Raw genomic sequence first — 21122 nt, forward strand, 5'->3', positions numbered from 1 at the left:
TATCGCTTAGCCGAAATTCTTCGGCACACTCAATAATATAGACGCTGGCTGCTCACAACCCTTCGGGTGTTGCGCGATTAAAAGCAAAGAAGAAACCATAAGAACAATAACAAAGGTGGAATATGAAAAATGACAAAAGGGGTAAGCCAGCCCTACAGCAGTCGGAGAAAAGAATTAATAAAGTCTTGGTAGCATTCAATGCCGATGAGTACGAAAGACTTCTTGGACTCATGGACGCTAAGGGCTTCGACAGCCCTGCTATCTTCCTTCGCAGCTCCGGCCTACGCAGCGAGCTTCCTGCGAAAGTGGTCCTTCATGCAGAAAGAGTAGAGGTGTACAAACTCCTGTCCTCTTCTATAAAAGGGCTCGACCTGGCAATAACTAATGATTTCCATCAGCAGTCAATAAAGCTTGTACGCGAGCACTTGGCGCAGATAGCCAATGCACTCATTGACGTTGAAAATGGCCATGGAGAAAAGCAATGATCTCCAGAAAATTTGCTAACGAGAGCGGCTCATCGAAAACTCGTGTCGAATACGTCTTCGGTAAAGGCCATGAGCATAAATGCGATCAAGTCGAGTTTGTCGGCGGTAACGTCTTAAGTTCAGCGCCCGAGGAACTGATCGAAGAGCTAGACACCCCTTGCTACATACGCAAAGCAGCGACAGGCAAAGATAGTGGCAAGTGTCACACTCATTACATGCTCAGTCTTGCGCCAGGTGAGACACTTCATGTCACTCAATGGCGCAAGATTTTATTCAAGACAATGACCGCCCTCGGCTACACAGAAGACCACAAATTTTTCGGTGAACTGCATAAAAACACGGATCATCAGCACATGCACATTTGCGGAAATCGGATCAGCATGCAGGACTACAAGTTGCTCTCAGAAAGCAATGACTACGAAATACTGATGCAGGTCTGCCGCGAGATAGAGCTGGAATACGGTCTTCATGTCGTTCCTATGCCTCACGAAACTTTTGGTGTGAACCTCAGCCGAGAGGAAGTCGAAGCTTCCCAAAAAACCGGGCAAGTGGCTTGGAAGCACAAGTTGATAGCTCGCGTTGCAACAGCTCTTGAGCGCACTCAAGAAAAAGGCGGGAACATACTCGATTTTATCAAGTTATTAAACAAAGCGGAGATCAGCGTTGAGCTGACAACTGACAAATCAGGAAAACCAACAGGTATAAGCTACAAATTCGAAGGAAAATCAATCTCTGGCCGTGAGCTTAAGCGATCCAGATTCACTTGGCAAAACCTAATTAAACGAGAAAGAATACACTATGACGAATCAATGCTTCAAGAATTACAGAAAAATGTTAGAACAAGAAATGCAGAACCAAAAGAAAAATCTGGACCAAGACCAGCAGGTCACCTAGGGCTTTCGGTCAATCTCCAAGCAGGGCAAAAGGTAAAACCCAGAAATGCATTTGCGATAGTCGTTCACACCGACAGATTCCGCAAAACAGCCATTTCGCGTTTACTAGAGCCTAGCTATTCGAACGGCAACAAGATCTTCTACGTTTTCAACAACAACGAAAAGCTGAAGAGAAACGAAGTACAGATAAAGATAATGAATGAAAATGCAATAAAACTGGCGGAAACAGCTCTAAGACTCATCGCAGCTATACTTTCAATATTTCGTTGCGAAATCGAAATAGAATATTCGCCATCAGAGTCTGAGGGGCCGCTTTACACGCTTGACTGCCATGCTCTGAAGTACAATAAAACCTTAGGGCTATCCCCTGCTTAATCCCGCCGCCTATCAGGCGGCTTCTTAATTATTAAACTATCGCCCTAAATCATCTATACGACCACCAGATGTGATCCACATGCCATCGCCTAGGTAGGTAGGCCCACCACTACCGTCTGAACAGGCATCATATATATCTTGCATTTCACTGCGCTGCGATTTTCTTGCTTTAGAGATCGCCTTCAGCTCTTCAGTACGCTTATCAGAATCACCTACAGCAACAAAGTACCTATCCAGATCTGTTTCGTTCCCGTCAAAACTCTTGCAAAATCGCAATACGCCTTCGAACAGATTAAAAGTAGTATGTGCTAAGCTATGGCGCACAACACGTCCTTCAGACAGAGAAGAATTGCACAAGCCATATGGCCTTAACACCTCATCTGCGACGCCCTCGACAACTTTAATATCAATTCCGTTGCGCCTAACAAATATATAAGCTGTGCGTGTCTCATTTGCTCGTGCAAGCACATTTCTATACATTCGCTGTGAAGCCTTTTGAGGTATCCACCCCATGTCTCGCACAGCAGATACGAAGGCAGTAGGCGTAGCAATTCCTGAGATAATCGGACACCCACGAGGTAGAATAGTTTCGCCGATACTGCTTTCGCTTGCCTCAGAGGCCTTACATTCAACCCTACCTTTGCAGTCCCAATTTAAATACTTTTTCTGCACGACTAACGCATGCCTTAGCTCGCCACTTCCAAGCCTGACTATAACCTGATCATTTGGAGCAAGGTCTGTACGAAAGCACTCAACTGGAAAAATCTTTGTGGCGTCTAAAAATTTAACGAATGCAATTATGTAACTCATTGCCAGCCTTCCTTTGCTTAGTTCCACCTATTTTCGAATTCGTATCCCAACCGCTCTAACATATTACCTAGCTCGCTGGAAACACGCTCATCGAATTCAAGCTTCTCGTCAGTGTACGTGAGCGCAAGATGAAGTGGCTCAACGACAGAATTGCCGTACATATCCTGCACGACTGGCGGTTCTTCTACCCAGATCTCGATCAGAGCATGAGCGTTGTGATCACCTCGCTTCAGCCTCGGCGGTATCGACATCTCACACTTTCGCTTAAGCCCGCCACTCGCATTCCACTTGATCAATGAAACAGCATACGTGCGATAGCTGTTGTCAGCGAGCATCGTCAGCTTATCCAGCGCTGAATCACCTGCCAGCGGCAACCCCGGGAGCAGTCTCTCCAAGGCCTCTGCATCGACAAAAAACTCATCGAGCTTTGGGTTACCAGCAAGCTTTCGGAAGTGATTGAAGCTCTTCCTGCCATTGCTGAGAAGCTTGGGTTCAGCTGCTAACGCCCTATCCAATGTAAATGACATTGACAATAAACTCATTGGGATTCAAAGAGTTATAATCCAAGCCCGGCTCTTTGTCACTATCGAATTGCCAGCATCAGCCACCGCTTCGATGAGCACCTTAAGCTCACTTGGAGTGAACAGAGTGCCGTCTATGTCAAGCTGGTTGCCGGTTACTCCATATTGCGTGACTTTCACCACACTACCCTGACGAACAAACACGTTGTACGAGACACCCGCTTGCGCGATGTCGAGCGGATCGTTCTCAATGACGATGCCAGGATAATCGCTACTCCGACGTGCCCAGCTGATTCTGTACGACGAGCTGCTCCCAACTTCGTTACCAGCAAGCCACCCGTTCAGCATCACTCGACCTGGAACAACTGGCAGCTTGTACCGACCAACCACGCTGATGCTGAAGGTTTCACTAAATTCTTCAGTCATCGCATCGTTATTTGTATAAGTCAGCAGCTTCGCCTGCACAGGCCCTGCGGGGTAGGCATAGCTGCTGGTTACTGGTGACTGACCAACGAACCACACGCGAGCACCAAGGTTGTGGTCAACAGAAACGGTATCGATCAGCCCGCGCTCCAGGCCGCTGATGAACAGGTTGCCATTCTCCAGCAGCTCAACCGAGCGATACCCAAACCACTCAGTCATCGCCAGATTGGCATTGTCGATGTACGCGATGTTCTCACCGCGAAAGATCTGACCTGTAGTCGCGTTCCCCAGCAGATCAAGGCCTTTCCCCACGACCTCAAACCCCTCCCCTGTTTTGGCAACAATGACGCCAGAGACCGAAAAGCCAGTGGTGCCATCCCAGTTAAATTCTTCTTCGCCAGGGATTCTTGTGAGTAGGCGGTAGCCAAGCTCATCACCAGGTCGTTCTGCAACGCAGATGAGATGACCAGGTTGACCGTCATCTTCAAGAAACGCTGGGCATTCCATAAGAAGAGAATTTTCGACGGCGTGCGCAACGCTTGTTGGCCGTTCCCATTCATCACCCGCAGGTGGGGTGTAAATAGTCTCAGTAGTCCCGAACACATCTTGAATGAGGCCGAGCTTGATCGTGCCTTTGTCGAGCGTACCGAGATCAACCGACGTGACACGCATGACCATTCGGCTGACTTCAAGCGGCCCCCAGTTCAGCACGATTGGATCACCGACTTGCACCCTGTGAAGCTTTCGATTGCACTCGACGTTGCAGTTCGTAAGCGGAGATGACAGCGGGATCATCAGGCGCGCAGCGATGCCGTGGGCCACGGTCGCTGTGGTCGCATAGGCCCACAGCGCGCAAGTATGCGTTGGCGGTGCCTAGTGCGGCGTTGATCGACCAATCCACCTTGGCCTGGTCTGGCTGACCGTCGTCGTTGAGTGGGATGTCGTCGCATTCCAAATGCGACTATGAAATCTTCCATAGTGATAGTCATTGCAATATCCTTTTTGCCTTGTCATATTACACTACATATTTATCTCGCATTCACCGTTAAGGAGAACCAAGTGAGCGAAAAAGAAATAGGCAAGGAAGTGCTTGAAGCTGCCATTAAACTGTTTGGCGGTGATTATGTTGAGGCAATTGTGTGGCTCAATAAACCGTGCTTGGCACTTGGAAATATAAAGCCCATTGACGCACCTGCAATCGATGTACTGGCGGTCATAAATAGGCTTAACTATGGTGTTGCACAATAGAGATCACCTACCCCTATCTCTATATGCATCTTCTTGCATTTGAATGTAATCATTTAGCATATCCTCCTCACGCCTAACCAAATCTGAAAAGTAGAAAAAATCCTTCTTAAAACTTTCGAAACTTTTCAGAGCATTCAAATCGCTTCCACTATTTCGAATTCTATCTGCTTGCTTAAGAAAGCCAGGAAGTGGGTTTGAAGTATATTTTGGCGTCCATATTGACTCAAGAAAATCACTCGCTTTTCTTGTATCCTGCTGCCCCTTAACTCTATCCCATACTGTTTTGGAGAATGGATCATTGTATAGGTAATCAGAAAGCTGGATATCTCTTATTGTGTAGCTCACTGTATTCTCATTTGGATTATTTCCAACGATATAGTCCAACGACTCAATCACAGATTCTACGTGTGCGACTGCTGAGTCAGCCAATACTTTCGAAAGCTTATGCTTCTTGACTGGTCTAGCGCTATTTAATGAAGAGACTACCTTGGCATAGTCAAAATTCCACATATCTTTACCGATATGCCTTTTAACAGCATCGGACAGCTCTTGACCAACAATGTAATACGAGGATGTTGTGAGCTTTACAAACAGCTCTGTAGCAATAGAGTGATAGTACCATGCTAGATCCCAGGCAATTGCATCATGAATCACACCTGAATGGTAAAGTTCGTTGCGATATTGATGCAAGATCATTATGGCATCTGCTTCGTCCTGTGTAATGCCTTTTGCGAGCTTGCAGAACTTAACTTTCTTATCAAACCTCTGACCAAGCGCCTCTGCCCTTTGATCCCTGCTATACAAAGGTTCAGCACCAATAAACCCATGCGAGTCTTGCATTATTATATGCTCACAGAAATGATGCGCGAGCAACTCAACGATATTATCTACCAAGATATGTGCAAATCTAGCGTAAGACGGCGAACCAACCTTTAGCTGTTCAATAGCCAGATCCAGTTGATCGATAGACATGAATATACGATTAGACATCTACTCCGCCTCCGGCGAATCTAACCAGGGTGTGAGTTATTTCCTCTAAATTACCACTTACCTGCCCGCTTTCAAACTATTTCTTCTTAAGACGCAGCGGAGGCAAGGGGCTCGTCGTAGTCGAACGCATTCACTGAGCTAGCTACCAGTGAGAACGTGTCTGCCTTGTCGTTTGATAGATAAAGATTGTTGCCGTTTTTCACTAATAAACCAGCACCTGCTATGGCTTTCATGAGGTCCGTAGACTGAGCACTGCCGAAGTTCATGTAGTTGTTTATATAGCTGACGACGTTGAACGTGGTGTCGAATTTCAGGATGTTTCCAGTCGTTTGTGCGTACAAATTTCCGTCACTCGCACACAAGCATGTGAATACGTCTGACGTGCCACCAGCAAACGTCGCTGATGCACCAGAAATCGAGTAAATTCCCCCGACACTGCCGTCTTCAGACATCAGGGCAGCATGGATCTGGCCCTTGAAATTAACGAAGCAACGGCTCTGCGACGCTGGTCACAGACCATCGTTGAAGCTACCAAGGAGCGTGTACGTACCACGTAGGGTGTTGCTCTGCCAGACATCTCCTGTGTCTGTGTAAACGAAGTAATTTGCCTCTTTGGCGATGCCGACGATGCTGCCGCCCAAGCCGAAGAGCTGGTATGTGCCAATAGTCCCGTTCAGCTCGTAGACGTAGAGCGTGCTGTCGCTGAGGTGAACCACGCACCGTCATCTTCGATGAAGTCGGATTTGTTGAACGTGTATGCCCCGGCGTCGGCCTGGAAGCTGTCACCGCCGTCGCGGCTTCGTGGGTAATTGCACTGATTTGACCACCTGTTTGCATTCGACTTGACCAGCCATTTGCATCGGATGTGACCAACGCACGGGTACGTCTTAACCGGCAGGAGTCGACCCATAGCGGCCTGTCGCATGGAGCAGTAATCGACCCAAAGTGGACGACCGTAACCGCCTGCACTCGGCCAAAAGCAGCCACATAGCTTTGATGACCTATGTGGCTGCTCAGCACTGCATTCACTAATGGCCAATTCAGCAATCGGCTACATCTCAACCCTCACCGCTCACTGTGGACGCAGCCAACTCTAGAAGCCATGACTCAATATCTTCACGATCAACGTGCCACACTTGCATGTTATCTTCCGCCATAAACCCTAGGTCACGAAGCACTTCTTTCTCACTCTCTTGAATATCTAACCCAAAACCTTCATGGGCAACGACAAACTGGCCCTGATCGAATCGAACGGATAGTTGCAAGGATACTTCATCTTTTGTGAGCGAAAGGTAGAAACACGGCTCCGCCTCAGAGCCACTGACCTCTGAGTAATACAGCAACTCAAAAGGCTCAAGCCTGACTACATCAGCTTTCAGCTTGTGGTAGAGCGCATAACTGAAAAGCTCGGCATGCATGCCATTCATCTGAGTCTTACTCAGCAGGTAAATTTGGTCAGTTACTTGATCAAATCGGAGGCAGCGAGATCGACAATAAGCCAAAGCCTGTGGCGTCTGGATAAGTGCTTCGACCCATGGATCTATCTCCCTTGCACCCTCAATTAAATTACTTAGTTGCGCCTCGAGATTAGCAGTAGGATCAATGTAATCAAGTAGCTGTTTTAAAAGCTCTCTGCGCGTAAATGCATACTCACCCGCCCCTCTTAACAAACGTTTCCAGCTGGCTGTATCGGTAGATGAATTTACTAATAATGAATAGTTCCTCCCGTTAGGTAGCAAATAATCGCCAACGCAAAGCAAGGCACGCTCCCAAATGAAATCAGGTAACGTCCTCAAGCCTCTGTCGTCAAACATGGTGGACGCTTTGGCGAGGTACTTTTGAAACCTTTCTTGCGCCTCTCGATGCTGTCCGTCGCTCCAGTCTTGAGGTTGAGCCCCAGTCTCAATACCGCAGAAGCTGAGCAGGAACTCTATCTGGCCACGAAAATAAACATGTGCTTCAGCACGATAGATACACTCTGACCAACGAGCGTCCGCCCGTATCAGTTGAGCTTTCAGCCTTTCCTCTTCGATTTGTTGTTTGAAAAAACCGGAAACCGCCGAGTCCGCATCAGCCAAATACCCAAGTATGTCTTTCGAGTCAGGCAGCAGTTCGTGCAGGCTGCTCATGCTTCTCTGGAGATCTTCTGTACGGTTGTACTCAGTGTTCTCTGCGAGATTGAATGCGACTCGCATCCAGTCTTGGAGATGCGCATCCTCATATGTATTTTCATTGACTCGCAAGAATAATACATAAGCGGAAAGCTGAATTATCTCAGTGTACGAAAGTAACTTTCTGGAAATAGCTACTTTCTGGAAAAATGCACGCTCATCGAAAGGATGGTCTTCAGGCAAATGTGCTTTAAACCCTTCATTGCCGCCACTCCAAGCGTCGAGTAGCGCAATGACAGACAGCGTGAAATCCTCATCCAGCCAGTTTCTCGCATGGAAATCATTGTAGCTTGGCACGCGCTCACTCTGCCGCAAGCGCTCTATGTCCTCCAAGTACTGGTGGCTTTCCGGACTCCTGGTGACTAGGGCAACTGCTCGAAATACGCTCATGATAGCGCTGTCGAACTGATTGTTTGATTTGTCACGGGCGGCCCAAAAAAGGTCTGCCCACGCATTATCCATACGCCAGGCAACGTACTCTGCAACAGAGTGTGCTGCCCCTGCAAATTCGTATGAACGGCTCACAAATTGCGATTTCAACTCGCGCTCATAGCGGGCCTTGAAGGTTTCAAATGGCGTAAGCGGCTTTCCGCGCGAGTTCATCTTGATATACAAATCGTCGGAGAGGCCAAAATTCTCTAGATCAAGTAACTGAAAAGTAATAGCCGGTTGACGCTCACTGACCAATCGTTCAAACAGATCAGCGGTAGAGGAGAAACGAACATGGATGGCATCCAGCATGAACAGCGCAGATTGAATAGTGGGATCTAAACGCCAGCTACGGAAATACCAAGGCTGATCGGTAATCAAGGCGCTGAGCGAAGCAACATCCGTTGCGTCCTCACCCGGCAGAAAACTGACGAGAGCATCAAAAAATTCGTTACTGCTGGGGCGCACGCTATAGAAAAAGCGCGACTTACTCCCGACTATGAGCATATCGGAGAACCGTTCCCATTTCCCATCAACCCAAGCCAGATACCAATGCAAAAGAAAGAGCGTAGTTAGTCGTTGCTGACCGTCAAGCGGCAAGAACCGTGTGGTCTCATCTCCCTCTACACTGCCGTAGATGAAGTCAAGATTGAATGGTAACGAGGGATCATCCGCTGGCTTATCCAGAGCCCCCTTGATCGCGTGAAGAAACTCTTGGCGCACCTCTTCTTCCTCTGGGCGGCCTTGCGCATAGTCACGCTGAATTATGGGAATACAAACCCTGCCATGGCGATCCAGCAGTTGCTTGAAATTAATCCGGCTACCCAATGCACTCATTGTCCACGCTCCGTGTTGCCACCGAAGAAATCAGCTAACGTATTTTTCATCACTTCAAGATAACCATTACTGTCCTCTTCGCTCCAGAACATCATGTTGCCGACTTCTGGGCTGTAACACTTTAGAAATACGTTACGGGTACACAAGGGCACAAAAATACCCGCCTGATCCAACTGCAAAATTCTCTGCCGCTTCACGGCAAAAACCGCATTTTTGTAGCTCTTGTTGGTGTATTCATCGAGCAGGGCAAGATTGGAGATGCTGTGATCGGCTGACTCGTCAAGGCTCTCATTGAAATTGACGAGAACTCTGTCATACAGTGGGTCAAAAATATCGTTGCTGGCATCTATCTGAGGCAGCGCCAGAAACGCTCTGATGCCATCTTGAAGCTCCGGCTCAGCGCTACTCGACTCCAGGTAGCTCAGGCAATTGCCCAACCATTTGACTCGCTCATGATGACGCTCAGGTTTATCGCCCGTAATGGAGCGGACATGCTCAATGTTCCAGCTCGCACCTTTAAAACTATCGAACTGAAAACGAAGGTTCGACTGAGTGTTTTGCAGAAGTGTTGCCACATTAAATAACAGTAGAAGTGACTTAATTCTGAGAGATGGGTACTTGAGGGTATCCAGCCTATCGGCTACCTGCTCACGAACTTCCTGACTGCTCAACGGCCAGGTCACACTCGCACTAATTGATTTGGAAAAAATCTCTTGTCGAAGCCGTTTTTGAAATCCGCTTTTAGAGCAGCTATAAGACAACTCACGAATAGTATTAATTGCGATATTTTCACTGACCAGATAACCAATCATGTGAAAAAGCACACGATCCTCATACCACTCCTCAAGCAATAAAAAAGTCTGTTTGATCTTGCGCCATTCAGCCTCAAGACTGACATCTGCCTGCTTCAATCGCGTGCCAAATGCAAAAAATACACCATAAGGATCATGCTTGAACGCTTCAGGAATACCTTCAGCGCTGGCCACCAGTTCGAACAATAAGCCGATGCGGTTCTGCGCACGATCACGGTCATTACTGACGAAGTACCAGAACGCATCCGCCTGGAGTGCTTTCTCCATGTGGTCCCACTCGTAGGCAATCTGAGTTTGCAGATTGAGGTACTCGGCCTGTTCGCCACTGGAGCGTTTTAAGAATAAGGCACGAATCAGCTCGTCATTGGTCAGCGGAATCTTCCCGACGTTAAGCCGGGTAAACACATCTACCGGGTGCTCGGTCTCTGCAATCTCGTACCAAATGACCTTAGCCTTTCCCTGAAACGAAGCTTTGATTTCCTCAAACTCGTCATCCTTATCAGCGAACCAGTCCTCGATGGCATCCATGGCCATTTTCAAATGAAAGAAGTCCACATTCTTATTTGCCAGCTCTACAGTAGGCTCATCAAGAAACTTCAGCAACTCTGGCCTTGTTTCGTATTCGAGACTAAACACCGGTTGCCGGAATCTTTCGGTAAGCCGCTCATTGAAATGGCGTAGGATTAGCATCAGGGTAGTAAGGCGTTGCTGACCATCTACCACCTCATAACCACCCTCTTCGCAGACACGCATCACCAGCGGCTGCAAACAATAAAAGTCCTCAGGCTGAGGATTACGGCGCTTGCTGAATTCCCGGATATCTTCCAACAGTTGCGTCACCTGCAACGGCGTCCAGCGGTACCCGCGTTGGTATGCAGCAATAAAATAGCGCTGAGGTTTTCCTTCTCCATCTAGCCGCAATTCGTTGACAGTCTTTAAGGTGATGGCCTGTTCGGTCATATCAGTGGGGTCCTTCCGGTTGGCAGGTCTTTCTTAGCGATTTAAGATGGCTTTCGAGGCGTGCGAGCCATTAGCCAGCTAACCCTATCCACTTTGGAGGCATCAAGCCAGCATGACTATGCATACAGGTAAAATTTCGGTGCCTATGTACAGGCGCTTAGTGTGAATGCTAAAAACCATGCCCTGAAGCACCGAGAAATATAGAACGGCCAGGGACTACTAGGGTTGAGCATCTCCCCTTGGTCAGAGTCCGCTTTGGGTCGATTCCTGCCGGTCAAGACGTACCCGTGCGCTGGTCACATCGGATGCAAATGGCTGGTCAAGTCGAATGCAAACGCTTGGTCAAGTCAGGTGCAATTTCCCAGCTTCGGACGCTGTAGAGGTTTGATCCAGGTGGAAGCTTCGTCAAATTGAAGTAATTTCCCCTGATCGTCAGCATGCCAGCGACAGTGCTTTGGCACTCCTGGAGCCCTGTATCCAGCGTGATTTCTAGTCCGAAGCCGGTCAGTGCGTTGCCGAGCTGGAGGAAGCTCAAGGCCTCAGCCAGTGCCGGGCGGTCTTCACGAAGATGCTTATGGCCGTTGCATTTCAGAGCGTGCGCGTACTCAACATTGGAGTAATTTTCTCCAATGCCGCCGCCATCCGGTGAATTTACTCGATATGCCGCATCTGGCCGCAGAATAATATCGCCGGATTTTAGTGATCCATCGACACTTATCAGCGAGTTGATATCGGTTATAGTTACAGATTCGCTGGAGCCAGGCTTATGCGCATGCATTTTCATGCCGAGATCGCCGGTCCAAGGCGCTAACTGCGATGGTGTCTTCATAATTTTGTTCTTCCTTGAACTTAATAAACAGCAAAACCTGAGCTGCTAAAACCTACCTGCGAATACCTACCTGCTTTCTTAGCGATATCGCGAAATTCTCTCTAAGCGGGCTCACTCTTCAGCATGCTCAAACCGCACCAAACCACCGTCGTCTGTGGCCTCTGGATCACCTTCATCCGTGACCACAGCATCAGCGGGAACACCATCCTGGTCTAAATACCTACCTGGCGATAGCAACCTGCTCAGCTCGATCAGCATCACCGTACTCCGCAGATCCAGACGAGATTTTCCGCTTCACCTTCCATCAACAGCACGCTGATCCGTTCACCTGGTACGCATGCCAGTAACGCGCCTGCACGGGCATCAAAGGGTGCAGACCAGGCATCGGCTTCATCACCCTCGCGGCTGAACTGACATGAATAATCGACTTGCAGAACAGGTACACCGCGCCGTCTCCGAGCAGATTGTTTGGTGACAAAGGAACACCAGCTTGCAGCTGAATGGGACCAGCGGTGAGCGTGCGGTCAGGCTGGATGGTCTGAAGGGACTCGCCGTGCCGGTCAATGGTTGTCATTACCATTTTCTGCCTCCGGTTTTGCTTTGGACCTGGCTCTCGGCTTCCTCTGCGCAGAAGCGACCACGGCTAATACGGCAGGATCTACAGATGCCGAAGCCAGGCCGTGATCTTGGAAATCAAAAGGTTTAGGCTGGATCTCAATAGTGCCTGTGGCATTGTGTTCCGGGTAGCTGTAGCCGAGACTAAGGAAGTGGATGAACGAGCGGCTGCCAATGTCGGCAAAGACTTTATGGCCAGTTTCTGGATGACGCAGCTCGTGCGTTTGTATGGTTTGGCGTGACATCGAATCCTCCTTGATTCTGTTCCAGAAGCCAGCCACCGCAGAGCGCGGCAGCTGGATCTGGTGGGATTTACTCGAATCAGTGACCGCCCATGCGCACAGCGCGGACGGGATCGATGGTTTTGACGCCCAGGAAGGTTTCAAGAGACCTGTGCGTCGAGCGAGTGCTGCTCTCGTACCAAGTCAGCAGACGCAATGGGATACCGGTGATCGGATCGCTAATAGTCGAGATCGTTGTTCTACCAGTTGATGCTGGGGTCTCAAGAGTACGGAAGGCAGCCATGAAAGCAGCCGGGGTAAACCCAAGATCGACGTTGTGAGTCCCTGCGACTTCAACGGCGGTGCCCGCAATCAGGGGAATCTTCAGTCCGCCAACAACCGGGACCTCTACGTTGCCGGAGGCGTCCGCAGTCACGTCAACAGCAACAGCAACAGCAACAGCAACGGAAACGGAAACGGAAACGGAAACGGAAACGGAAACACTGTATCCACCTACGATGGTGATGATGTCCCCGCGCACGAATGTGGCACCCTCGTCTACACCGGCAACACGCAGAACTGGCGAACCGGCAAGGTTGATCCCAGTAGTGACGATTCCATCCACAGACGAGGCCGTACCAGCGAAGTGGGTTGGTGGTTGAACGTCGGAGTAGATGTCGAAGCCGAATTTGCGTCCGATGAAGCCCTCGTTAACCAAGGTCTGGTCCCCGGACTCGTTGATCCCCAAGATTAATATATATGTCATCCGTGACGATCGGCTCTTCCATGAGGAATTTCCCTTCCTTGGATACACTTATTATAGCATATATTAAGAAAAAATCTCGTATCACCTCGATTTACTTTATATTTCTTATCTTTCGTAATGCCCGTCATTTTCAACTATCTGATTTACCACTTCTTGCCGTAGCTCGGGTGAGCTTGCACAAATTACTGTGTCATATTCCAAAGCATAGTATGCTGCATCCTGATCTGTTTCAGTGTCATAGCCTGTTTTGTCGTGTTCACTGAAAGCCTTCTTAACAAGTTCAACCAGCTTTTCTTCATAGCCATTTAAATAATGACACACAGCTCTATCAATTTCATCTAATCCACCGCATTCATCTACCCAGAACCAAGCCCGCAACACATCATATTTTTGAGTATGGAAGTCGTCTACTCTCACATCAAGAGCTACAGCAGCATCAACTGCATTACCCTGTCTCTCAAGAAAAATTCTATACCCGTCAAATTCATTGCTCATTTTATTTTCCTTTTATTTTATAGGTTAGACTAAAATTTTTAGCTCATGCTTATATTATATAAATCTCATGCACCATATTCAAATATTGAGCCACCGAATTTCGTGAAGAAACGACCGCATTTCCTTTTTGAATAAGAAATCTGGCGTTAGTGAGGAATTCGGCATTAAAACTAAGAGAAGTGGCTTGGCAGGTAAACCCGCTGGTCGGCTTCGGCAACGCCGGTTTCTTTGTCATCAACCGATTCCGGCCTTCCCAACCCCCTCACTTGCTTCTTTGACCACAAACCCATCTCTGGCGCGTTTCAGAGCATCTGCTGATCGGTTGATGACAAACAAACGGCTGAAGCCGTGCTCGCGCTTGCTCGTCTAAACACAATAGAGGCTCGACTTTTTTGATTGCGATGCTACCGTGGAAGGAATATGCCGGAGGATCTCTAATGAGCGCAGAAGAGAAGCCGCATGACAAAATTGAAAGAGATGAGAGCAATAGAGTTGGAGCGGTAATTTCTGGCGGCTTAGCAGCTACGAACCTTGCCATTCTCATTCAGTTACTGCCATCCCTAAGGGAGCCTGACTCGCTATCTAATTTATCTCTTTCATTTGCAGTCATACTGTTTTCAGTATCAATTCCTGTTTTAACTTTTCTGTTCGGTTGCTATGCAGTCATGCCCCGCCCTAGAGATATACTTCCTATACCCAGCAGGATTTTACTTCTTGGATTCTGCTTCATTTCTGTAATCGCGATAGCATTGTCCATAGCAGCATTCCATCCATTTGCCGGTGCGGTATTTATGATAATTTCGGCGGCGGCATTCTACGCTGAAAACCAACTTGAAACAAAGCAGCTAAAGAAGTCTAAGAAAGAACTTACAGTAAAAGACCCGGCCGAGACTAAGACTGGAGAATAGAACATTTCCGCCTTATCACCAAAATGCCATGTAGTCACCATGCTGAGCTTGCAGAAACTCTTTCATCTGTCGTCCTTTTACACAGTGCTGCGAAGTCACCATGGAGACTAACTGTTGCTGGCCATGATTGGAGATTTGGTGGCCAGCATGGTGAGCGATGCCAAGTCACCATGGTGACCAACTGTCACTGGCCATGATCGAAGGCTTGTTGACCAGCCTGATGAGTGATGCAAAGTCACCATGGTGACCAGCTGTCGCTGGCTAAGATCGAAGACATGGTGGTCAGTTTTGCGAGTGATGCCAAGTCACCATGGTGACTTGCTGGCACACCTCAGCTCACTAGCGGCACCTCTTGCTGTAGCCGATCATCATTCGCTGAGATGTCGAAATCAGCACGCAGAATGCCCCGTCTTTTCAGCTCTTTCAGGTAGTCATGATGTTTCAGGTCCCCCATTTGCCTGGCCGTCGATAGAGCATTCAGTTCTTCGACAGTGATCGTCACACCGTAGTCCGTGCAAACAGAGACGTCCTCTTGCAAGTCACTGATTAGGTTGAATTTACCCAAGAACCAGAACGCCTTCTTGAGGGCATCTTGGAGACTCTGGGCAACCTCAGAAATATGAGAGTTGTTATCATTTGCTTGCAAACTACGGCCAGTAGCTGTCTCAGCTGCACCGCGATTTGCGAGCATTTCGTAGCCGTAGATTTGCATCCTGATTTCTATGTCTTGCAGCGATTGCCTGCCGGCGCCGATGGCTGCCCCGGTGTGTTCCACGAATTTGAGGTCGCTGCCGAGGATGGCATGTTCGACGCCGATCTTGATTTCGGCGTCTTGGTCAATGCCAGAGCCGAAGACAATGGGTATCAGCCCCTTTGAGGCAATGCAGGCGGCGCCCCTCCTGAGGGCGGACCAGGATCGTGTCGAAGCCCAAGGCTTCAACCACGCCTCTTGCAGCACCGGCAGACTCACCAAAACTGAACGCCGCGAGCCCGCCATCACCTGGGACGTACCCAACCTTCTCGATGACCGCTTTGCCGCATCGGCCAGCCAGCATTCCTGCCAGTTTCCGCGCATCGACCCAGCCTTCCTTGCCTGTCGCAGTCAATGGCATGTCATAGAGATGAAGCAACGATCCATCTTCGCGTAAAATCGCGATTGCTCTTTTTTGCCCGGATCTATCCCTACAATAACCTATTCCACATTTATATATTATATCACATAATATACAAGAAATCATCAGAAGCGGGTTGTTTGGTGGCAAAAAGAAGCCCCGCCGGGAAAAGGAATTAAACCGGGCGAGGCTAACTGTTTTACTTCGCAGAGTATGAAAGCAATCTCTTGCCTTCACACCTTTATTATAGCACAAATTTTTAGAAAATTGTGCTTAGCGAGTCTTTTCCGTGAATTTCTGTGTATTTTTCCAAGCTACCGATGTTTAACAGGAAGCCCGCAAATTTCTGCATAGATTCAAGATTTTTGTGAGAACCAGTTAGCTTGTCATGTCGGTCTTTATCAATGTAAGAAATGACTTGCAAGAACCCGGATCTGGTCAAGCGATAGACATACCCGCCGTCTTTTTTAGCACGTGCTTTTGACAGCCCGATTGACTTCAGAACGGCGTTCACAGTTGCGTTGATTTCGTTAGCTGTTTTGCATTTTGCTGCTTTGCCTAGAATGCCATAGCCTACAAGGGAATCTCTGCTTTTTACTGCCAGTTCCGCAGCAGCTTTCATTGCTTCGTTAGTCAGAATTTCATCACCATCAACCAAACCCAAAGCTTCCATAAACTTCATGTAAAAGGCTCTGCGTCCTGCAAGTGACCTGTAGTCACGTCCTTTTTCGTTCTCTGCATGATCTGCAAATTCTTTGAACTGTTGGGCGTTCAGGAAGCAGCAGCGGGCATTCATCAGTTGTACGGCACCGCTACCCTCCTTATAGAAGCTTACGTCATCTGGTGTAATCGCAGACACTTGCTTTCCAAGCATTCTCGAAGCCGCCAGGGCATCATTATGGAAGCGCTGTTCTTCGCTTTGGGGCTCTGCAAATTCTTCAAAATCAGCAGTTTCTATGATTTTTTTTGCAGCTTCGAGCGTTGATTTAACAACATATTCTTTTACCGAACGCTTTTCGCTTGAGAATGTAGTGAAAGCAATTTCGTCGTCAGCACCTGGAGCGATTCTGGTGATCTTGTAACCATCTAATTCAAAAGCCAGAGCTAGGTTTGTTCTGATGTTATTTTTCTCTTTAGCGTCATTTTTATAGAATGGGAGCGCTATAGTATCGAAAACATAGTCATCGCTAGCGAAAAACTCATTGATCAGCTCAGCTTTATCCAGTTGAATGCGAGCCTGCTTTGAAACACCCACAACCATTTTCTTGTTTGTACGGTCGCGACGAGTGAATTGCTTCGCGTCATCAATACCGATCACACCAAAAAATAGGCAATAGTGCGTGTCAAAATGCTTTTCTGTGATGCTGATTGAAGACTGCATTGACGGGCTATACACAAGCGTATCGTATTTTTTGATTTCTGCGTTAGGATTTTTAAAAAACGCCATGACTTCTGGATAGCTTCTTGTTTTCTGTGTTACCAGAAGAGATTTTTTGTTTTTTTTAACAATGTAGCTCGCCATAGCCTCAGCTTCTTTTCTGCTGTCGAGACCGATCATCGGCTTAATGCCATTAGCTACATCATCAATGATCAAACGCTGGGCAGTTGAGATCTCTGACAAAACGATTTCGTTCTGTGAGTTGTCTACCCGGCCTTTAGTGAAATTGATTTCTCTACCGGCTAGGCAGAGGAATTTAATTAAAATATCACTTATAAAAGCATCAGCAACGAGAACAAGCCGTGCGTTCTTGATGAGCTTCAGCAGCTCATGGAACAAGCCACGGCGGTCGCCTTTGAAGTCTTTTTGCAGGATGTGAGCGATCACCTGTGAGCCCTCGTCGATGATCAGCACATCACTTTGCTCTGTGTGGAGCTGAAAGCGCTGTTGGTTAGCTGAGTTCACAACGAGTGCCAGACTTTCGAGCTTGTCTTCTTTACCTGCAATTGCTGCATCACTGTACTGGGCACAGATGTCATCGAAAGACCCGGAAATGGACACCCGATGAGTCAGCAGTGTTGTCTTTTTCCCATCGGCTTTTGCAGACTGAATGATCGGACGGATGGTGTGCTGAGTTTTGCCGAAACCAAGTCCCGCTTCGAGAACGTGAATCCCGCCCTGGGCGTAGATTTTCTCTCCATAAGCTATAAGCTCAGCTGTTGCTTCGGAACCTGGGCGAACTGCCTTAAGTTCGCTTATGATGATTTGGTCGTTAATATTGACTTGTTTCAAGCGCTTAAAGTTGATTATGTTGTTATCCAGAACTTTGTCGAGCAGCTCCAGAGCACTGGCTGCATCATAGCCAGCAGCATCAGTAACGATCTGCTGAGCCTGCTCTCTCGATAGAGAGAATGGCACTTCGCGAGCAACAGTCATCACGAATCGCTTGATGTCGATTTCTGCGCCAATTTCAGCTGCCAATTTGTCTAGTTCGTAGCCGGAGTAACCTGCCAGGCTGGATAAGCAGGTGCTCTGTGCCGGGCTTTCTTCATTGAGAAACAGCACACCGGTTTTGCAATCTTTGGCGATGCTGAGGCGAGCTTCATATGTTGCGGCGGTTAGACAGACGATTGCCGTACGGTCTTTATCTTCTGCGTACAGTCTTACTGTATTTGCAAAATTTTCTTCGCTCACCATCGCTATGGTGTAGCCAAGATCAAGCTCACTGGTAGAAATGAAGACGTACTTTGATTTTATTTCATTGAGCTGATGCTCCAGCTTTGTATTTTTGTAGATGATGTTCATTATATAAACCTTTTCTAATAGCCATGCTCTCTGCAAAGCAGTGCTTTCTTGCACACTTATATAATAACACCATTTATCACGATTTAAACATGCAACATGTAAATGATTAAAAATATTTTGCCAATTATATTTACATCGGATCACTTCTTCTATTTATATAGATAACCAAGAGACCTGACCCAGCGACAATCACATTTACATCGGATCAGATATCTGTTTTTATAAATAAACAACTTGAGAAGTGATCTGATGTAAATACTATTGACTTTTAACCGCCTACGGCGAATCTATCCAGCGGTTAGCTTATTGGGCCTCTTCTTCTATCTACCAGAACCCTAACTACTGGTCCCTTTCAGCGAAGCTGGTAAAAAATCTGCGCCCGCATAACTTCTAATATTTTCGTGCTATAATAAAATAATATAGGCGCAGATATGGATATCATTATGAAACAACGAATTATTAAAGAGCGAGCACTAACAAACACCACTATGCTGCTTAGTGAAAAGCAAGCAGCAGAGCATCTGGATAGAGCAGAAGGAACGCTACGAAACTGGCGTACGAAAAAAGGCAGTAACGTCCTTATACCGCACGTGCGCAACAATTCAAAGAGCGTCTTTTATAAACTAGAAGACATCCTGGCAATTGCAGAAAGCAAAAGTATTAAGCGAACTGGGAAACTGCATAAATTCCCACGCATCGACATTTTGTTCAGTGACTCTCCTATTCCTGACCTTGATCCGTCAACGATGCTGACAACCCTTGAGGCCTCCCTGGCTTTCGGTATCTCAAAAGCTTCTCTGCAAATTTGGCGCTCAAAGCGGCAGTTCCTTGCCGTGCTGCCATTCCATTGCGTCTGCCACGACATCCGTTACCTTGCTGCCGACTTGGTTTGCTTCATCCATGAAGGCAGGGCGTATTGGAAAGCTCAGTCCGTTGAGCGGAACCGCCAGTACCGCCCCCGCACCAAGCTGTCGGCCTGACAGCTCCATTGTCATTCCTTGACAATCCGTTTCTCCAAGTTAATATTATGCCGGAAATTAATAGATTTGTCAAGGTGATTTACATGGAAGGAAGCTCGTCAAGGAAAAAATCACAAGGAAGGCCAAAGCTTGATCCGTTAGAAAAACAGCGCCGCCTGGTAGCTCGGCTCTTTGAGAACTGCGGCGACCTTGAGCTTCAGCTGACGGAAGAATCAGGCCATCACATCGCTGATGACACCGAGGCCACCCTGCTCCTGAGCACTTTCAACCAACGCCTCGCGTTTGCACGTGAAGTGGCCACGCTTGAGCAGGCTGGTAGCACAGTAGAAGCCAAAGCTGTGCGCCAGAAGCTGAACCTGTTCCGTCCACAGGGCTTCACTGAAGAAGCCTGGAACGCCCTTCCTGAATCTGACAAGCGACTGGCTCCGGGCAAGCCCAAGATGCCCAAGGAGCTTGAACTCGCTCGCCTGGAGCTAGAGCGTGACACTGAACTAAAGAAGCTACGTGACACAGAATCTGAGTTTGACGCTGAGCCTTCTGACATCGAAGCTCTGCGTGCCATGCACGGCAACAATAACGCCGGTAGGCCAGCCAAGGACATCCTTGGCACTCTAGACAGGCAGATGCACACTGCTTTTTATAAGCGCCGCGATCTAGCCCGTCATGCCGATTCTGAGGATGATCAGACGCCGGCGATGGGTCGTCCGAAGAAGTCTTACGATGAACGCTATGCGTACTTTACTAGCATCATCGACCATTGCCGTGCCCAGATCACCGATGGCGAAAACAAGCTTGATCTCGTGCATCTCCAGCTCCGCTACTTGAAGCGACTTCGCGACCGAGCCACCCGCCTCCGCCTTCAAATCAAAACCGCCCTAGGCCCGGCGTTGATTATGCTCAAAAGGGATCTTGCCGTCGTTGAAGATCAGCTTAAGGTTGAAGCAGATCTTTTCAACGACTATCAAGATAACTATATTACGATGTCGCCCGAGCAGATCGAAGCACGTAAAAAATCTGTAGCAAAGAAAATCAAAGCATTCGACTCAATCGAATTTTCAGCTGATAGCAGCAACTGAATAGAGAAAATCATGAGCAAACTCGCAGAATTCAAAGCACTCGAAGCACAGCTCGCTGAGCAGCTAGCTCAACTGGACGCGCTAAAAAATGATGATGGCCTTAAGAAAGAAATCGAGTTCGAGCAAAAGCTGCGCGCCCTGTTGGGTGAATACAGTTTCTCTCTGCGCGAAGTGAAGCTGATCCTTGATCCGCATGCTCGTCCAGAGCGAGCCGCACCTGCTGCTCGTCAGCCGCGCCGTGAACGCCAGGTTAAGGTGTACCTCAATCCCAACAACGGCGAGCGAATTGAAACCAAGGGTGGTAACCACAAACTGCTCAAAGAGTGGAAATCGCAGTACGGTGCTGAAACCGTTGAGTCTTGGCTCCAGGACTAACGTCTAATAGCTTTTGGGCTTAAGGGGTCGTATCAAAGGGCCAAGCCC

The 21122-nt window shown here is 48.1% G+C and carries 23 protein-coding genes; 7 read left to right on the forward strand and 16 right to left on the reverse strand.

The window, feature by feature from the left end; translation table 11 throughout:
* The first annotated feature begins 122 nt into the window (after nucleotides 1-122).
* Together ACNFIC_RS21185 and ACNFIC_RS21190 are read left to right on the forward strand one after the other, a co-directional pair.
* Nucleotides 123-485 carry a hypothetical protein gene (locus ACNFIC_RS21185; protein ID WP_416781872.1) on the forward strand — a complete coding sequence of 121 codons (363 nt, stop codon included), beginning with the start codon at nucleotides 123-125 and terminating at the stop codon, nucleotides 483-485.
* The gene (locus tag ACNFIC_RS21190) at nucleotides 482-1753 is read left to right on the forward strand and encodes a relaxase/mobilization nuclease domain-containing protein (RefSeq protein ID WP_416781873.1); all 1272 of its coding nucleotides are present in this window, start codon (nucleotides 482-484) and stop codon (nucleotides 1751-1753) included. The genes ACNFIC_RS21185 and ACNFIC_RS21190 overlap by 4 nt, the downstream gene beginning before the upstream one ends.
* A gap of 36 nt (nucleotides 1754-1789) precedes the next feature.
* On the opposite strand, the gene ACNFIC_RS21195 is transcribed toward ACNFIC_RS21190, so the two are convergent.
* From ACNFIC_RS21195 to ACNFIC_RS21205, 3 genes are read right to left on the reverse strand one after another with little or no spacing between them, the layout of a single operon-like run.
* Nucleotides 1790-2563 (reverse strand): hypothetical protein, encoded by a 774-nt coding sequence (locus tag ACNFIC_RS21195; protein WP_416781874.1) that lies wholly within the window; start codon nucleotides 2561-2563, stop codon nucleotides 1790-1792.
* 17 nt (nucleotides 2564-2580) lie between these two features.
* Nucleotides 2581-3090, reverse strand: a complete 510-nt coding sequence (locus tag ACNFIC_RS21200; RefSeq protein ID WP_416781876.1) for a hypothetical protein — start codon at nucleotides 3088-3090, stop codon at nucleotides 2581-2583.
* A 21-nt stretch (nucleotides 3091-3111) separates the two neighbouring features.
* Entirely contained in the window at nucleotides 3112-4329 is a 1218-nt protein-coding gene (locus ACNFIC_RS21205) for a hypothetical protein (protein WP_416781877.1), read from the reverse strand.
* Nucleotides 4330-4566: 237 nt separating this feature from the next.
* On the opposite strand from ACNFIC_RS21205, the gene ACNFIC_RS21210 reads away from it, so the two are divergent.
* Nucleotides 4567-4755, forward strand: coding sequence for a hypothetical protein (locus ACNFIC_RS21210; RefSeq protein ID WP_416781878.1), 189 nt, complete (start codon nucleotides 4567-4569; stop codon nucleotides 4753-4755).
* Between the two features lie 3 nt (nucleotides 4756-4758).
* Here the strand turns inward: ACNFIC_RS21210 and ACNFIC_RS21215 are convergent, their stop codons facing one another.
* The 11 genes from ACNFIC_RS21215 to ACNFIC_RS21265 all read right to left on the reverse strand — a co-directional run bounded on the left by ACNFIC_RS21215 (nucleotide 4759) and on the right by ACNFIC_RS21265 (nucleotide 13880).
* Entirely contained in the window at nucleotides 4759-5727 is a 969-nt protein-coding gene (locus ACNFIC_RS21215) for a hypothetical protein (RefSeq protein WP_416781879.1), read from the reverse strand.
* A gap of 104 nt (nucleotides 5728-5831) precedes the next feature.
* Nucleotides 5832-6197: a hypothetical protein gene (locus ACNFIC_RS21220; RefSeq protein ID WP_416781880.1), complete on the reverse strand. Its 366-nt coding sequence runs from the start codon at nucleotides 6195-6197 to the stop codon at nucleotides 5832-5834.
* Between the two features lie 57 nt (nucleotides 6198-6254).
* Nucleotides 6255-6461 (reverse strand): hypothetical protein, encoded by a 207-nt coding sequence (locus ACNFIC_RS21225; protein ID WP_416781881.1) that lies wholly within the window; start codon nucleotides 6459-6461, stop codon nucleotides 6255-6257.
* A 342-nt stretch (nucleotides 6462-6803) separates the two neighbouring features.
* Nucleotides 6804-9182: a DUF262 domain-containing protein gene (locus tag ACNFIC_RS21230; RefSeq protein ID WP_416781883.1), complete on the reverse strand. Its 2379-nt coding sequence runs from the start codon at nucleotides 9180-9182 to the stop codon at nucleotides 6804-6806.
* Complete coding sequence (locus tag ACNFIC_RS21235) at nucleotides 9179-10954, reverse strand: DUF262 domain-containing protein (protein WP_416781884.1); 1776 nt, start codon at nucleotides 10952-10954, stop codon at nucleotides 9179-9181. Before ACNFIC_RS21235 ends, ACNFIC_RS21230 begins: the two co-directional genes overlap by 4 nt.
* 319 nt (nucleotides 10955-11273) lie before the next feature.
* Nucleotides 11274-11783: a hypothetical protein gene (locus ACNFIC_RS21240; RefSeq protein ID WP_416781885.1), complete on the reverse strand. Its 510-nt coding sequence runs from the start codon at nucleotides 11781-11783 to the stop codon at nucleotides 11274-11276.
* 111 nt (nucleotides 11784-11894) lie between these two features.
* Nucleotides 11895-12041 (reverse strand): hypothetical protein, encoded by a 147-nt coding sequence (locus ACNFIC_RS21245; protein WP_416781886.1) that lies wholly within the window; start codon nucleotides 12039-12041, stop codon nucleotides 11895-11897.
* Between the two features lie 46 nt (nucleotides 12042-12087).
* Nucleotides 12088-12357: a hypothetical protein gene (locus ACNFIC_RS21250; protein WP_416781887.1), complete on the reverse strand. Its 270-nt coding sequence runs from the start codon at nucleotides 12355-12357 to the stop codon at nucleotides 12088-12090.
* Nucleotides 12344-12643 carry a hypothetical protein gene (locus ACNFIC_RS21255; RefSeq protein ID WP_416781888.1) on the reverse strand — a complete coding sequence of 100 codons (300 nt, stop codon included), beginning with the start codon at nucleotides 12641-12643 and terminating at the stop codon, nucleotides 12344-12346. Before ACNFIC_RS21255 ends, ACNFIC_RS21250 begins: the two co-directional genes overlap by 14 nt.
* Before the next feature lie 76 nt (nucleotides 12644-12719).
* Complete coding sequence (locus ACNFIC_RS21260) at nucleotides 12720-13337, reverse strand: hypothetical protein (RefSeq protein WP_416781889.1); 618 nt, start codon at nucleotides 13335-13337, stop codon at nucleotides 12720-12722.
* Nucleotides 13338-13490: 153 nt separating this feature from the next.
* Nucleotides 13491-13880: a hypothetical protein gene (locus ACNFIC_RS21265; RefSeq protein WP_416781890.1), complete on the reverse strand. Its 390-nt coding sequence runs from the start codon at nucleotides 13878-13880 to the stop codon at nucleotides 13491-13493.
* Between the two features lie 437 nt (nucleotides 13881-14317).
* On the opposite strand from ACNFIC_RS21265, the gene ACNFIC_RS21270 reads away from it, so the two are divergent.
* On the forward strand, nucleotides 14318-14788 hold the full coding sequence (locus ACNFIC_RS21270) for a hypothetical protein (protein ID WP_416781891.1): 471 nt from the start codon (nucleotides 14318-14320) through the stop codon (nucleotides 14786-14788).
* Between the two features lie 331 nt (nucleotides 14789-15119).
* On the opposite strand, the gene ACNFIC_RS21275 is transcribed toward ACNFIC_RS21270, so the two are convergent.
* Nucleotides 15120-15863 (reverse strand): DUF4055 domain-containing protein, encoded by a 744-nt coding sequence (locus ACNFIC_RS21275; RefSeq protein WP_416781892.1) that lies wholly within the window; start codon nucleotides 15861-15863, stop codon nucleotides 15120-15122.
* Between the two features lie 296 nt (nucleotides 15864-16159).
* The gene (locus ACNFIC_RS21280) at nucleotides 16160-18643 is read right to left on the reverse strand and encodes a hypothetical protein (protein ID WP_416781893.1); all 2484 of its coding nucleotides are present in this window, start codon (nucleotides 18641-18643) and stop codon (nucleotides 16160-16162) included.
* Nucleotides 18644-19086: 443 nt separating this feature from the next.
* On the opposite strand from ACNFIC_RS21280, the gene ACNFIC_RS21285 reads away from it, so the two are divergent.
* The 3 genes from ACNFIC_RS21285 to ACNFIC_RS21295 all read left to right on the forward strand — a co-directional run bounded on the left by ACNFIC_RS21285 (nucleotide 19087) and on the right by ACNFIC_RS21295 (nucleotide 21074).
* On the forward strand, nucleotides 19087-19623 hold the full coding sequence (locus tag ACNFIC_RS21285) for a hypothetical protein (RefSeq protein ID WP_416781894.1): 537 nt from the start codon (nucleotides 19087-19089) through the stop codon (nucleotides 19621-19623).
* A gap of 83 nt (nucleotides 19624-19706) precedes the next feature.
* Nucleotides 19707-20699 carry a hypothetical protein gene (locus tag ACNFIC_RS21290; protein ID WP_416781895.1) on the forward strand — a complete coding sequence of 331 codons (993 nt, stop codon included), beginning with the start codon at nucleotides 19707-19709 and terminating at the stop codon, nucleotides 20697-20699.
* A gap of 12 nt (nucleotides 20700-20711) precedes the next feature.
* Nucleotides 20712-21074, forward strand: coding sequence for a histone-like nucleoid-structuring protein, MvaT/MvaU family (locus ACNFIC_RS21295; protein WP_416781896.1), 363 nt, complete (start codon nucleotides 20712-20714; stop codon nucleotides 21072-21074).
* Nucleotides 21075-21122: the final 48 nt, after the last annotated feature.

The sequence above is a fragment of the Pseudomonas sp. NY15463 genome (assembly GCF_048068415.1).
Taxonomy (GTDB): Bacteria; Pseudomonadota; Gammaproteobacteria; order Pseudomonadales; family Pseudomonadaceae; genus Aquipseudomonas; species Aquipseudomonas mosselii_C.

Coding starts and splice junctions, on each gene's coding strand:
- ACNFIC_RS21185 (WP_416781872.1), top strand. CDS start 123: ATGAAAAATGACAAAAGGGGTAAGCCAGCCCTACAGCAGTCGGAGAAA.
- ACNFIC_RS21190 (WP_416781873.1), top strand. CDS start 482: ATGATCTCCAGAAAATTTGCTAACGAGAGCGGCTCATCGAAAACTCGT.
- ACNFIC_RS21195 (WP_416781874.1), bottom strand. CDS start 2,563: ATGAGTTACATAATTGCATTCGTTAAATTTTTAGACGCCACAAAGATT.
- ACNFIC_RS21200 (WP_416781876.1), bottom strand. CDS start 3,090: ATGTCATTTACATTGGATAGGGCGTTAGCAGCTGAACCCAAGCTTCTC.
- ACNFIC_RS21215 (WP_416781879.1), bottom strand. CDS start 5,727: ATGTCTATCGATCAACTGGATCTGGCTATTGAACAGCTAAAGGTTGGT.
- ACNFIC_RS21220 (WP_416781880.1), bottom strand. CDS start 6,197: ATGTCTGAAGACGGCAGTGTCGGGGGAATTTACTCGATTTCTGGTGCA.
- ACNFIC_RS21230 (WP_416781883.1), bottom strand. CDS start 9,182: ATGAGTGCATTGGGTAGCCGGATTAATTTCAAGCAACTGCTGGATCGC.
- ACNFIC_RS21235 (WP_416781884.1), bottom strand. CDS start 10,954: ATGACCGAACAGGCCATCACCTTAAAGACTGTCAACGAATTGCGGCTA.
- ACNFIC_RS21240 (WP_416781885.1), bottom strand. CDS start 11,783: ATGAAGACACCATCGCAGTTAGCGCCTTGGACCGGCGATCTCGGCATG.
- ACNFIC_RS21245 (WP_416781886.1), bottom strand. CDS start 12,041: ATGCTGATCGAGCTGAGCAGGTTGCTATCGCCAGGTAGGTATTTAGAC.
- ACNFIC_RS21250 (WP_416781887.1), bottom strand. CDS start 12,357: ATGACAACCATTGACCGGCACGGCGAGTCCCTTCAGACCATCCAGCCT.
- ACNFIC_RS21255 (WP_416781888.1), bottom strand. CDS start 12,643: ATGTCACGCCAAACCATACAAACGCACGAGCTGCGTCATCCAGAAACT.
- ACNFIC_RS21265 (WP_416781890.1), bottom strand. CDS start 13,880: ATGAGCAATGAATTTGACGGGTATAGAATTTTTCTTGAGAGACAGGGT.
- ACNFIC_RS21270 (WP_416781891.1), top strand. CDS start 14,318: ATGAGCGCAGAAGAGAAGCCGCATGACAAAATTGAAAGAGATGAGAGC.
- ACNFIC_RS21275 (WP_416781892.1), bottom strand. CDS start 15,863: ATGCGCGGAAACTGGCAGGAATGCTGGCTGGCCGATGCGGCAAAGCGG.
- ACNFIC_RS21280 (WP_416781893.1), bottom strand. CDS start 18,643: ATGAACATCATCTACAAAAATACAAAGCTGGAGCATCAGCTCAATGAA.
- ACNFIC_RS21285 (WP_416781894.1), top strand. CDS start 19,087: ATGAAACAACGAATTATTAAAGAGCGAGCACTAACAAACACCACTATG.
- ACNFIC_RS21290 (WP_416781895.1), top strand. CDS start 19,707: ATGGAAGGAAGCTCGTCAAGGAAAAAATCACAAGGAAGGCCAAAGCTT.
- ACNFIC_RS21295 (WP_416781896.1), top strand. CDS start 20,712: ATGAGCAAACTCGCAGAATTCAAAGCACTCGAAGCACAGCTCGCTGAG.